Source organism: Pseudaminobacter soli (ex Li et al. 2025) (genome assembly GCF_029892515.1).
In the GTDB taxonomy this organism is placed as follows: domain Bacteria; phylum Pseudomonadota; class Alphaproteobacteria; order Rhizobiales; family Rhizobiaceae; genus Pseudaminobacter; species Pseudaminobacter soli_A.
The window spans coordinates 93,583-106,365 of the sequence record NZ_JARXVF010000004.1; the positions used below are offsets into that span (position 1 = coordinate 93,583).

11 protein-coding genes are annotated in these 12,783 nt (G+C 62.4%); 2 read left to right on the forward strand and 9 right to left on the reverse strand.

What is annotated here, in order from left to right:
• Window positions 1–19: 19 nt before the first annotated feature.
• Window positions 20–1,498, reverse strand: a complete 1,479-nt coding sequence (locus M2281_RS18130) for an amidohydrolase family protein (RefSeq protein ID WP_280822586.1) — start codon at window positions 1,496–1,498, stop codon at window positions 20–22.
• Window positions 1,499–1,614: 116 nt separating this feature from the next.
• The gene (locus M2281_RS18135) at window positions 1,615–3,183 is read right to left on the reverse strand and encodes an ABC transporter substrate-binding protein (RefSeq protein ID WP_280822587.1); all 1,569 of its coding nucleotides are present in this window, start codon (window positions 3,181–3,183) and stop codon (window positions 1,615–1,617) included.
• Window positions 3,184–3,370: 187 nt separating this feature from the next.
• Here M2281_RS18135 and M2281_RS18140 point away from each other — a divergent pair, with 187 nt between their 5' ends.
• The gene (locus M2281_RS18140) at window positions 3,371–4,846 is read left to right on the forward strand and encodes an amidohydrolase family protein (RefSeq protein WP_280822588.1); all 1,476 of its coding nucleotides are present in this window, start codon (window positions 3,371–3,373) and stop codon (window positions 4,844–4,846) included.
• 107 nt (window positions 4,847–4,953) lie between these two features.
• Here M2281_RS18140 and M2281_RS18145 read toward each other — a convergent pair whose 3' ends face one another.
• Entirely contained in the window at window positions 4,954–5,700 is a 747-nt protein-coding gene (locus tag M2281_RS18145) for an aspartate/glutamate racemase family protein (protein WP_280822589.1), read from the reverse strand.
• Window positions 5,701–5,711: 11 nt separating this feature from the next.
• Window positions 5,712–6,347, reverse strand: coding sequence for a flavin reductase family protein (locus tag M2281_RS18150; protein WP_280822590.1), 636 nt, complete (start codon window positions 6,345–6,347; stop codon window positions 5,712–5,714).
• A gap of 136 nt (window positions 6,348–6,483) precedes the next feature.
• Between M2281_RS18150 and M2281_RS18155 the strand changes: the two genes are divergently transcribed.
• Entirely contained in the window at window positions 6,484–7,161 is a 678-nt protein-coding gene (locus tag M2281_RS18155; protein WP_280822591.1) for a GntR family transcriptional regulator, read from the forward strand.
• Window positions 7,162–7,175: 14 nt separating this feature from the next.
• Here M2281_RS18155 and M2281_RS18160 read toward each other — a convergent pair whose 3' ends face one another.
• The 5 genes from M2281_RS18160 to M2281_RS18180 are packed head-to-tail and all read right to left on the reverse strand — an operon-like array spanning window position 7,176 to window position 12,771.
• Window positions 7,176–8,156 (reverse strand): ABC transporter ATP-binding protein, encoded by a 981-nt coding sequence (locus tag M2281_RS18160; RefSeq protein ID WP_280822592.1) that lies wholly within the window; start codon window positions 8,154–8,156, stop codon window positions 7,176–7,178.
• Entirely contained in the window at window positions 8,153–9,136 is a 984-nt protein-coding gene (locus M2281_RS18165) for an ABC transporter ATP-binding protein (protein ID WP_280822593.1), read from the reverse strand. The genes M2281_RS18160 and M2281_RS18165 overlap by 4 nt, the downstream gene beginning before the upstream one ends.
• Window positions 9,129–10,625 carry an amidohydrolase family protein gene (locus tag M2281_RS18170; protein WP_280822594.1) on the reverse strand — a complete coding sequence of 499 codons (1,497 nt, stop codon included), beginning with the start codon at window positions 10,623–10,625 and terminating at the stop codon, window positions 9,129–9,131. The genes M2281_RS18165 and M2281_RS18170 overlap by 8 nt, the downstream gene beginning before the upstream one ends.
• A complete protein-coding gene (locus tag M2281_RS18175; RefSeq protein WP_280822595.1) occupies window positions 10,622–11,815 on the reverse strand; it encodes an amidohydrolase family protein in 1,194 nt (397 codons plus the stop codon). The genes M2281_RS18170 and M2281_RS18175 overlap by 4 nt, the downstream gene beginning before the upstream one ends.
• 5 nt (window positions 11,816–11,820) lie before the next feature.
• Window positions 11,821–12,771, reverse strand: a complete 951-nt coding sequence (locus tag M2281_RS18180) for an ABC transporter permease (protein WP_280822596.1) — start codon at window positions 12,769–12,771, stop codon at window positions 11,821–11,823.
• Between the last annotated feature and the right edge of the window lie 12 nt (window positions 12,772–12,783).

Consider the following 12,783-nt stretch of genomic DNA (forward strand, 5'->3'; position numbering starts at 1 on the left):
GCAAAACGCCCCATCCTGCTCAGTCGAGGATGGGGTAGCTCGGCTTGAATATCTCCGACACCGCAGGGTGTTGCCAGCTTCTGTCGGGATATTTGGCGATCAGGCCCTCGAACTGCCGCTGCGCCTGCTCTCGCGCGGCCCGGATGTCGAAGCCGGCGAGATCGCCATCGAGCATCGACAACCGCCCGTCCACGAACACCGCCTGCGTGACCTTGCCGGAGCCGCCCAGGACCAGAGTGGTGATGGGATCGATAGTCGGCGTCATATAGGGATCATCGAGGCGGAACACGGCAATGTCCGCCTTGGCGCCAGCCGTAAGACGCCCGATATCGCTGCGACCCAACGCAATTGCCCCGCCCAGCGTCGCCGCGTCATAGAGGTCCTTGCTCAGCACGGCATCCGAAGCCTTCTCGCTAATGCGGCAAGCGACCAGCCCCATGAGCAAATTCATCAGCATGTCGGGCGGCGACGTATCGGTCGCCATGCCGATATTGATGCCGAGCTTCCTGCACGAGGCGAAGGAGTTGAGCGTGCTGCCCATGCGCGCCGACACCAGCGGCGAATGCGCGATGGAGACGCCGGCGTCGGAATAGAGCTGCAAGTCTTCAACCGAGGCATGAGTGCCGTGTGGAGTGATCAGCCGTTCGCTGAGCAGGCCATGGTCGGCCATCCAGCGTGGCCCCGAAACACCGTGCAGCTTGTACATGGTTTCAAGCTCGAGCTTGCCCTGCGCCATGTGCAGCCGAACCCGGCAGTCGAGGTCGCGCGCAGCGGCCATCGTCCGCTGCAGAACTTCCAGCGTGCAGGTCTCGACGCGGTCTGGCGCCAGCATGCCGTTGACCAGCCCGCCGTGGCGGCCATGCTGGCGCTCAATGAAGGCGATCGCGTCATCAATCCCGGCAAGTCCCCTCACCTCGTCGAAGTCAGGCACTATCTTGCCTGGCGCTTCCAGCACCATTCCGCCAGAGCGATAAGCGGGGCTGAGGAAGACGCGCAGGCCGAGCTCACCGGCGGCATCGGCCGCTGCGTCGAATTCCGCAACCGTCTCGCCCCATTCGCGATAGTAGAGCGACGCGATGGGTGCCGCCGTCGTCACGCCGTTGAGCAGCGACAGGCCGAAGGCGAACTTCTTCTGGAAGGCCAGCTCCTCGAGGGAATACATCTCATACGGCCCGCGCTCGACATAGGAGCGCGGCCAGATCCGGCCCTTGGCCCAACCGGGCTGGTTGTCGGTGACCAGCACATAGGTGTCGATGTCGGAGAGCGCGTCGAGGTCGATCAGACCGGGGCTGATCAGCGCGCTGCCGAAATCGATGCGGCGCGCAACCTCGCCCTCGAACCGGCGCCCGGCGAAAATGACCTCGCCACCCTCTATCACCACTTCGCCGCGCGGCACCAGGCAGTGCCCTTCCCCATGATAGGCAAGCAGCCAGTCGGCTGTCATCAAGGTGCGGCCAGCCGGGCGCTGGCCCAGGATCAGCTCGTCAGGACGTGTCATCACCGCTTGTTCCATTCTGAAGACACCACGCCGGCGCGGAGGCAGACGCGGCCAAAGAAAGGGCGCTTCACCGGATGATGAAACGCCCAGATCTTGGGAGATGGTTTTGGTCAGGCTTATTTGCTGCCCATCTGTGTCAGCCAGTGGCGCGGCTTGTTGTCGGAGCGGAAGTCGACGCTCTTGACCGTGCCCTGCATGGCCCAGGCAATCGGCTGCTGGTGCAGCGGGATCAGGATCGTGTCGTCCTTGGCAATCTTGAGGGCCGCTTCCTCGAGCTTCAGGCGCTTTGCGCTGTCAGGCTCCTGCACCGACTGTGCAACCAACTTGTCCAGCTCCGGATAGGACCATCCGCCATAGTTCGACACACCGACCTTGTCGTTCTTGGTGGACAGCACCTGGGCCAGGATCGAGTAGGCGTCGAGCGTCGGCTCGTTGGCCCAGCTCAGGTTGAACATGTCGGCCTTGCCCTGCGTGCGCTTCGGCGACTGGACGGCGCGCGGCGCGATGTCGATCGAGACGTCGAAGCCGGCGCGCTTCAGCATGTTTGCGATGCCGGCGCAGAAGTCCTCCTCGTTGATGCTCTCGTCGTTGGAGCACATGTAGGTGAACTTCAGGCCTTCCTGGCCAGCCTCGGCGAGCAGCTTCTTGGCGCGTTCCGGATCGGCCTTGCTGTATGTGTCGAGCGACTTGGCGTAGCCCGAGATTTCCGGGGCAATCAGCGAGCCGGACGGACGGGCCAGCCCGCGCATCACCTTGGCGTTGATCAGGTCGCGGTCGATCGCGGCTTCCACCGCTTCACGAACACGCACGTCGTTGAACGGATTGGCGCGTCCGTCTTCCAGCTTTTCCTTGCGGTTGAAGCCGATGAAGACTGTGCGGAACTCCTGCTTCTTCAGGACTGACAGGCCCGGCGAGCTTTCGAGACGGGGCAAATCCTGGATCGGTGCGGAATCGACGAGGTCGACTTCACCCGACAGAAGCGCTGCGACGCGCGTCGCCGCTGAGGCGATTGGCATGTACTCGATGCGGTCGAGATTGTGCTTCTTCTCGTCCCACCAGGCGTCGTTGACAACCAGCACGGTCTTGCTGTCCGCCACGCGGCTCTCCAGCTTGAACGGGCCAGTGCCGTTGGTGTTGTGCGTCGCATAGCCCTCCGTCTTCGTATCGACGGCGGTAGGCATTTCGGTGTTGTTGTCCTTCAGCCATTTCGCGCTGAACATGAAGATGTTCGTCATGTCATTGAGGAACAGCGAAGTCGGCGCCGACACTTCGACGTCGACTGTATAGTCATCGACCTTCTTGCTGCTGACGTAGAGCGGAATGTTACCGCGCAGCGGCGAGGTCGGATCGGTGACGCGGTTGAGCGAGGCGATCACGTCATCGGCGGTGAAGTCCGCGCCATTGTGGAACTTTACGCCCTTGCGCAGGGTGAAGCGCCAGACCTTGTTATCGATGAGCTTCCACTCGGTCGCCAGCGCCGGCTCGATCTTGAAGTTCGCGTCGTAGCGGACCAGGCCCTCATAGATATGATTGAGGAACGACAGGTTGAACGTCGAAGCGATCGAGTCCGGATCAAGCGAGTAGATGTCGGCGCGACCGCCCCAACGCAGGGTTTCCGCGCTGGCCGGCGCGGAGATGGCGATTGCGGCGACGGCGCCGAGAATGATTTTTTTCAATAGAGACATGTCAACTCCCAGGGTTCCTCTTCCCGAAATTCTCCTCCACCATCAGGTCGCACATCGCGATTGTCAACAATATTGTTGACGTAAATTGCGTACACGCATAGCAAGATGGATCCTATGGATAAGGCTGACAACGGCCCCGCAAGTGTTCGACCTGCGGCGCCTGGCCTTGGAATGGGAGGAGAAACGCGTGAGCGGACTGCTATTGCTTCATGGGGTGATCGTGACCGTCGATCCCGACCGGAGGATCATCGAGGACGGGGCGATTGCCATATCCGGCGACAGGATTGTCGACATTGGCTCCGCAAGCGATCTTGAGCCCAAGCACCAGGACAAGAAGGTCGTCGATTGCCGGGGCAAGCTCATCATCCCTGGGCTCATCGATGCTCACGGCCACGCCGGACACGTTCTGATCCGCAGCATCGCGTCGGATACCAATTCCCTGTGGATGCAGATCGTAACGCCTACCTACTATCACTATACGACCCGAGATTACTGGTATGCGGACGGGCTGGTAGCAGGCCTCGAGCGGCTTCGCGCCGGCGTCACTACGGGCGTCAGCATAATTTCGTCGATGCCGAGGAGCGACGACCCAGTCTTCGCAAGCAACCATGCGAAGGCCTATGGCGAGATCGGGCTCCGGGAAATCATCTGTGTCGGGCCGGCGGGGCTGCCCTGGCCGCATCCGGTGACCCGTTGGGAAAGCGGCAAGCCGGAGCGGCGCCATGTCTCGTTCGAGCAAATGATCGAGGGCGCCGAGGCGACTATCCAGGAATTGGATGGGAGCGCTGGCGGGCGCATCAAGGTGTTCCTCACGCCTTTCACCATCGTGCCCTCGCTCGACCCGTCCAACGCGTCGACGCCCGACCAGGCAGTGAAGTTGACCGACAACGACCGCATGCAGGCGAGGCGCATCCGCGAGACCGCGCGCAAGTGGGGCGTGCGCATCCATTCCGACGCCTTCGCCGGCCAGATCCGGATGGCCTTCCAGGACAAGGAGAACGCAATCCTCGGCCCGGATGTCCATCTCCAGCATTGCTGGGGGATCTCCCACGAGGAAATCGACATCCTTGCCGAGACAGGCACATATGTTACCCATGCGCCCCCCGGCCGCTCGACCCCCGTCCTCAATATGATCGCCAGAGGCGTTCCGGTAGCCATCACCACAGATGGCGTATCCCCAAGCCGTCACTTCGACATGCTGCAGACGGCCCGTCTTGCACAGTACACGCAGCATCTGCTGCACAACCACGACCGCTATCTGCTGCCGCCCGGCAAGGTGTTCGAGATGATCACGATCGATGCGGCCAGAGCTCTCGGCATGGACCACGAGATAGGCTCGCTCGAGATCGGCAAAAAGGCCGACATCGCCATCATCAACATGCGCCAGCCACACCTCACCCCCAACTGGATGGTGGTTCACCGGCTGGTTCAGCAGGCGCTTGGAAGCGACGTCGAAACCGTGATCGTCGACGGCAAGATTCTGATGGATGGCGGCAGGGTGTTGACGGCCAACGTCGAAGAGGCGCTCGATTTCGGCGAAAAGGAAGCGCAGGCGCTGGTCGAACGGGCGGGCCTGCAGGCGCATATGCATGACCCCGGCTGGGGCAAGCTCAGTCGCACGTTCGACGAGCCGATTGTGCCGCCGGCACCCCCCGTAGTGTAAATTCAACCCACCGGATTGAGTTCGGTCCGCCACCAGAAATCCGGGGCGGACCGAGAGCAGGAGCGGCAGGCCTGGGACCGCAATTCGGTCCCTGGGGCGCAAAGAGTCTAGCCGTTGGCCACCAGGCACTCACGTTGGACAGAAGCAGTCCCCTGCCCCTTCTGGCGCGGATAGTTGTAACCGTTGACTTTCGAGGTCGAGTAGCCAGCGCCGACCAGCGCCTCGGCGATCTTGAGAGCGGCGGTCACCCCATCGATAACCGGAACACCCGTCACTTCCGTCAGGCGCTCGCACAGGCGCGACATGCCGGCGCAGCCGAGAATGATCGTCTCGGCCCGGTCTTCGACCTTGGCACGCTCGATGGCCTCGATCAGCAGACGTTCCGCCGTATCAGGGTCCTCCTCGAGGCCAAGAACAGGCAGATCGATCGCGCGCACGGCGCGGCAGTGATGCCCGGCCCCATAGGCCTGGACGATGTCTTCGATGATCGGCACGGAACGGGGCAGCGTGGTGACGACCGAGAAGCGCCGGCTGATGGTCATTGCAACCTGAACCGCCGCCTGGCAGATGCCGATCACCGGCCCCCTTGCCACCTCGCGGGCTGCATGCAGGCCGGGGTCATCGAAGCAGGCGATGACATAGGCATCGACGTTCTGTTCTTCACCCTTGCGGATCTCGGACAGCATGTCCGGCACCGCCAGCGCTTCATCAAGGCTGCCCTCGATGCTGACTGGTGAACACGTCGGATTGACAGCTGTTACTCGCGTTCCAGCGCTCGCCACACGTAGCGCACTTTCCAGCGCTTGGCTGGTCATCGAAGCCGTTGAATTCGGATTGATCAGGCGGATATGCAATTTGCTGGATCCTAGTCGCCGGTTTGAGTTGCCTTGAGAACATCCGCGATCGCCGGCGCCTTGAGCACGAACTGGCGATCGGAAGTTATGTAGTTGTCCGCATGAAGCCGCGCGATCGGCTGGTAGATCTCGGGATTGACGTAGCGCGCACCTTCGTCGAGACAGTCCCGACGGACATGCATATGGACGACTTCGCCCAGCACCAGAACACGACGCGGGTATTCGATCAGTCGCTCGACGCGGCATTCGAAGGAACAGGGTGCATTGCTGACGTAATCGACGTCGATCTTTGCACCGCGAGTGGTCGGCAGCTTCGCCATCTCTAGCTCATCAACTTCGCTGTCGAATGCCAGGCCGCAGATCAGCATCTGCTGGGAAAGCGCCATGTCGACCATATTGACAACGAACTCTCCAGTGCGGCGGATATTGGCGACCGTGTCCTTGTCCTCCCCGGACAGACGCGGTTGGATGCCGAGCACAACGATCGGTGGTTCATGCGAAAACACGTTGAAGAAGCTCATCGGCGCGGCATTGCGCTGCCCGCCGGCCGAACGGGTCGTGACGAGCGCAATCGGCCGCGGACCTATGAAATTGGTCAGCAGTCGATAGCGGCTGTCCGTATCCAGCTTCGTAAAATCGAACTCCATGATCCTCTCAATTCCGTTTCGCTTGGTACACAATTTTAAATAAAATTGTTATCAAACCACGATTCAGGTAACCTATATCAATGTTGACTTTTCGTTGTGCATGACGATTGTCGGCCGGTGCGGGAGACGTAGTTTCATGTCCGAACAAGCAAGTGTATCGACGCAGCAGATTGTCGAAAAAGTCTGGCTTTCTATTGCCGAGCGCCGGCTGCGCCCTGGCGTCCAGCTCAAGGAAGGGCAGATGGCGGCGATTTTCGACGTCAGCCGTGCGCGCGTTCGCCAAGCCCTCACGGCGCTTGAGCGCGAAGGACTGGTGACGATCATTCCCAATCGCGGTGCTTTCGTCTGCCAGCCGTCGGTCGACGAGGCCAAGGACGTTTTTGCCGTCCGCCGTGCGGTCGAGGCCTGCGTGGTCGAGCGCATCGGCACCTCGATCTCGAAGGCCGACGTCACGCGCCTGCGCAACCATGTCGAGCAGGAGCGGGCTGCCAGTGCTGCAGATCATACTACCGATATCATCAAGCTTTCCGGCGGCTTCCATCTGCTTCTCGCGGAGATCTCCGGCTCCGACTTCCTCTTCGGCATGATGCGCGACCTGATCTCGCGCACTTCTTTGATCACGGCTGTCTATCGCAACACGGCCCGCTTCAACTGCGGACCGGACGAGCACGCAGAAATCGTCGAGCATATTGCCAATGGTAATCTCAAGCGAGCGGCGGCGCTGATGGAGCATCATCTCGAGCATGTGGAGTCGGAACTCGACTTGAGAGAGGTGCGCGACATATCCCATGACCTCAGAGCCGCGCTGGCGTAATCCGGGCGACATCTTCAGTCCTCTTGCACCAGATGGCAGGCAACCCGCGTTCCGCTGGCCAGCGTGCGCACCTGAGGCAGTTCGGCCGAACAACGCGCCGTGGCGCTCGGGCAGCGCGGGTGGAACGGGCAGCCTGACGGCGGCTTGAGCGGACTTGGCACCTCACCGCCGGCGACGACCCGGTCCCGGTGCGGCTTCTCGATGTTGGGGATCGTCTGCAGTAGCAGCCGCGTGTAGGGATGGCGCGGCCGAGCAAACAGTTCCTCGGTGTCGCCTTCCTCGACGATGCGGCCGAGATACATGACAGCGATGCGATCAGACATGTGCCGGACCACGCTCATGTCATGGCTGATGAAGAGATAGGTCAGACCGAACTCGTCCTGCAGCCGCCGCATCAGGTTAAGCACCTGGGCCTGCACCGAGACGTCGAGGGCCGAGGTCGGCTCGTCGCAGACCAGGAAGCGCGGTTCGCTCGCCAGCGCGCGTGCAATCGAGATGCGCTGCCGCTGTCCGCCCGAGAATTCGTGCGGAAACTTCTCGCCGTCCGAAGCCGACAGCCCCACGGTCTTCAGCAGCTCCACCACGCGCTCGTTTACCTCGGCCGCCGACTTGCGCAGCTTCAATTCGCGTATCGGCTCAGCAATGATGTTCTTGACCCGCCAGCGCGGGTTCAGAGAGGCATAGGGGTCCTGGAAGATCATCTGGGCGGACAGCGGCTTGCCGTCCGGGCCCGATGCAAACTGCATCTTGCCGCTGTTGGCGCTATAGAGCCCGGTCACCAGGCGGGCAACGGTGGACTTGCCGCAGCCGCTTTCGCCGACAAGGCTGAGGCAACCGCCTAGCGGCACCTCGAAGCTGATATCGCTGACGGCCTGGAGGTATCGGCGTGGCTTGCGCTCGACCAGACGGTTGAGCCATGGAGCGGACACGTCGAATGTCTTGATGAGCCCCTCGACGCGGAGAGCATGCGTCTTTTGCACGAACATCGTGGTCATGCGGTTCCTCCGGCATTCATCCAGCATGCAGAGCTCCCGGCGCCAGCTGACACCAAGTTCGGGCGCTCGCGCCGGCAGCGGGGGCCGACCTGCTTGCAACGCGGGTTGAAGGCGCAACCGTCAGGGATAGCGTCAAGCCGTGGCATCGATCCGTCAATCTGGTTGAGCCGCTCCACCCGGGCGCCAAGCGCCGGTATCGAAGCCATCAAGCCGCGCGTGTAGGGATGCTGGGGTGCGTGCAACACCTGGTCGACCGGTCCGATCTCGACGAGGCGCCCGGCATACATGACGGCGATCCTGTCGGCCGTCTCGGCGATGACGCCCATGTCGTGCGTCACCAACATCACCGCCGTCTGCTGTTCCTTACAGAGCTTACGAAGGAGCGAGGTGATCTGGGCCTGAATGGAAACGTCGAGTGCGGTAGTGGGCTCGTCTGCAATGATCAGTTTCGGCGAGGCCGCAAGCGCCAGCGCGATGACCACGCGTTGCCGCATGCCACCGGAGAATTGATGCGGGTACTGGTCGATGCGATCCGCAGGTGAGGGAATACCGACATCCTTCAGCAACGAAATCGCGCGTGCCCTGGCTTCCGCCTTGCCCATGCCGAGGTGCTGGCGGATGGTCTCGGTCAGCTGCGAACCGACGGTGAACAGTGGATTGAGTGAGGTCAGCGGGTCCTGGAAGATCGCGCCGATCTCGCGGCCCCGGATCTTTTCCATCGCTCGGTCATCCAGCTTGTCGATCCGACGATCGCCGAGCCAGATCTCGCCTTCCGCGATGCGGCCAGGCCTTTCCAGCAGCCCCTGGATCGCCAGACCGGTCATCGACTTGCCAGCGCCCGACTCTCCGACGACCCCAAGAATCTCGCCGGCGCGGATCGACAGGCTAACCTCGGACAACGCCGTCGCAACCCCGCGACGGCCGGGGAACTCAACCTTGAGGTTGCGAACCTCAAGCACCGCTTTCTCGGCTTCAGCCATTGGCGTTGCCTTCGATCGGATAGCTTGGCGGGAATAGATCCGACACTGGCGGATGACCCCAACTGCGATCCGGATATTTGGCGATCAGGCCATCGAACTGCCTCTGGGCGCGCTGTCGCGCAGCCTTCATGTCGATGCCGGCGACCTCGCCGAAGCGCATCGACAGGCGGCCGTCGACGAAAACCGCCTGCGTGACCTTGCCCGAGCCGCCCGTCACCAAAGTAGTGATCGGGTCGATGGACGGGGCCATCACTGCATCATCGAGCCCGAACACGGCGATATCGGCGCGAGCGCCCGGCGCGAGCCGGCCGATATCGCCGCGACCGAGCGCCTTGGCGCCGCCGAGCGTTGCCGCGTCGAATAGGTCGGCAGAGCGCACGCGATCGGGCGCCTGGTCGTTGATGCGGCAGGTAATCAGGCCGACGAGCAGGTTCATCAGCATGTCGGCCGGTGCCGTATCCGTACCCATCGCGATGTTGATGCCGCGTTCACGGCACTTTGAGAACGAGTTGAGCGTGCTGCCGCCGCGGGCCGAGACCAGCGGACAATGCACGATCGACACATCGTTGGCGGCGTAGAGTTCAAGGTCTTCCTCGGTGGCGTTGGTGGCGTGCGGCGCGATCAGTCGGTCGCTGAGCAGACCAGCGCGCGCCAGCCACACCGGTGCCGTCGAGCCGTGCAGCTTGCGCACGGTGTCAACTTCCATCGATCCCTGCGCCATGTGCAGGCGGATCTTACAGCAGAGTTCTTCAGCCGCGGCTTGCGTCTGGCGAAGAAGCTCCCCGGTACAGGTCTCAACACGATCCGGCACCAGGAGGCCACGCACCAAGTCGCCATGGCGGCCCGTCTGCCGGCCGATATAGTCGACGGCCTCACGCAGGCCGGCCAAGCCGCGCTGTTCGTCGAACACGGGCACCATGCGGCCAGGTGCCTCGAGCACCATGCCGCCGGCGCGATAGGCCGGGCTGAGATAGACGCGCAGGCCCAAATCACCGGCGGCGTCGGCTGCGGCATCGAATTCGGCGACCGTTTCGCCCCACTCGCGATAGAAGAGAGAAGCGATGGGGGCCGCTGTGGTGATGCCGTTCAGGAGAAGCTGCCCGAAGGCGAACCGCTTCTGAAAAGCGAGTTCCTCCTGCGAATACATCTCGTAGGGACCAGCCTCGACGTATGAGCGCGGCCATACCCTACCCTTGGCCCAGCCTGGATGATGGTCGATGCCGAGAATGGTGGTGTCGAGATCCGACAGCGCGTCGAGATCGATGAATCCCGGGCTAATCAGAGCATTGCCGAAATCGATGCGGCGGGCGACCTCGCCGGGAAATTCGGCGCCCACATAGATCACTTCGCCTCCGTCGATGACAAGCTGGCCATTGGAGACCAGCCGGTGTCCACCATCGCGATGGCCGAGCACCCAAGCGGCTGAGATCAGTGTGCGGCCTTCGGGACGCTTGCCGAGTTCGAGCGTATCGAGAACCTGTCGTGTCATGGCATTTCCACCACTGCCTGACCGTTGCGCGCGGTGACACGGCCGCCCTTGATAACCAGCGGGCGCGGTGCGACGTCGACGACCGCGTGAGCAAGGGTCTCGCCCGTCAGCAGGGTCAGGTCCGCATTGCAGCCATCGACCAGGCCATAGCCTTCGAGGCGCATGACGTCAGCACCTCCCTGTGAAACGATATGCAGCACATGCTCAAGCTCGATGTCCGAACGCAGGCCGTTCTTCATGCCCACGATCTTGGCGCGGTCGAGCATGTCGGGCTGCCCCCACGGCCCCCAAGTATCGCGGATGCCGTCGCAGCCGGCACCGACGCGGATGCCGGCCTGCTTGAGACGCATGATTGACGGCACGGCGGCCGATGGCGCGCCCGTGGTCAGGATCGCAACATCGAGCTCGGCGATCTGCTCGATCAGATGGCCGACACGCAGAAAGTCGTTCATGCCAAGCGCAAAGGCGTGGCTGATCGCGACCTTGCCTTCCATGCCGTTGGCGCGGATGCGCTCAAACATTAGTTCCATGGTGAAGGCGCCGAGATCACCCGTTTCATGCAGGTGGATGTCGATCGGGCACTGGTGCTTCACAGCAAGCGCGAAGATCGCGTCCAGCTGGCCCTTGGGATCGCGGTCGATGCCACAGGGATCGATACCGCCCAGCACCTCGCAGCCCTGACTCAGTGCCTCGTCGAGCAGTTCCAGCGTGCCGGGCATCACCATCACGCCAGACTGCGGGAAAGCCACGATCTCGATATCGATGATGCCCTTGAGCTTCTCGCGCGTCTCCATCACGCCATCGACGATTGCAAGGCGATGGACCGGGTCGATGTCGACATGGCTGCGGATATGGGTCGCGCCGTGGGCAGCCAGGCCGATCGCGTGCCGCATCGACTGACGGTGCGGATCGATGCCGAGCGCCGTGCGGTTCTCGCGCTCAAAGTCGATCCGCTCGCGCAGCACGGCACGGCGGTTGTTTTCGTGCCAGGGCATGCCCCAGGTCGTCTTATCGAGATGCGTATGGGCATCGATCAGCCCAGGAACAGCAATGGCACCGTTTCCGTCCTCAACCGCCATTCCGGGTTCGGCTTCGAAACGGCCTATTCCAGCAATGCGGCCGTCCCGGATCAACAGATCGCTGTTCGTCCCGCCATTGGGCCGCACGTTGCGGAGCAAAAGGTTGGTCATAGCGCTTACCTCAGTTTCGGATTGAGTACGTCGCGCAGCCAGTCGCCCAGCACATTGACGACGACCACGAGCAGGCAGAGCTGGATCACGGGAAAGAGCACGATCCACCATGAGCCAGAGAACAGAAACTGATTGCCGATACGGATCAGCGTTCCCAATGACGGTTGCCCCGGCGGCATGCCGATGCCGAGGAAAGACAGCGTTGCTTCGGTCAGGATAGCCATGCCGAAGTTCAGAGTGGCGGCGACCAGCACAGGCGTCAGCGTGTTCGGCAGGATGTGGTAGGCCAGGATCCGGCGGGACGGCACCTTGAGCAGCCTTGCCGCCTGGACGTACTCCTTGCTGCGCTCGACGATGGTCTGGGCGCGCACTGTGCGGGCATACTGCACCCAGGACGACGACGCGATTGCCAGAACCAACACGGCGGAGGCGCCGATCTCGCGAAGTTCGCTTGGAAGAAGCTGCCTCACGACCGTGGACACCAGGATCGCAATCAGGATAGTCGGGATCGACAGGGTGATATCACCCAGACGCATCAGGATATTGTCGATATAGCCCCCGAAAAAGCCGGCGCAGAGACCAGCCGTCAAGCCGATCACCAGCGACAGCGCTACCGAGGCGAGGCCTATCACAACAGAGATGCGCGTGCCGTAGAGGATAGTCGACAGCATGTCGCGCCCTTGCGTGTCGGTGCCGAGCAGGTAGGGCCACTCGCTGCCCTGTTCCCAGATCGGCGGCAGTTCGGCCTTCCACATATCGAGTTGTGCGGCATCATATGGGTTCTGCGGCGCGATAAGGGGCGCAAAGACCGCCGCAAGCACGAGCACTGCCAGGATCACGGCAGCAACCATTGCGGATTTGCTGTGCGTGAAGGACCACCACACGTCGCTGTTGCGGATGCGCTGCCTCATGGTTGGGCGTTGCGTGGTTGCTGGCTTCGAAACGTCGGTCGTCATCGGCTGGACTTC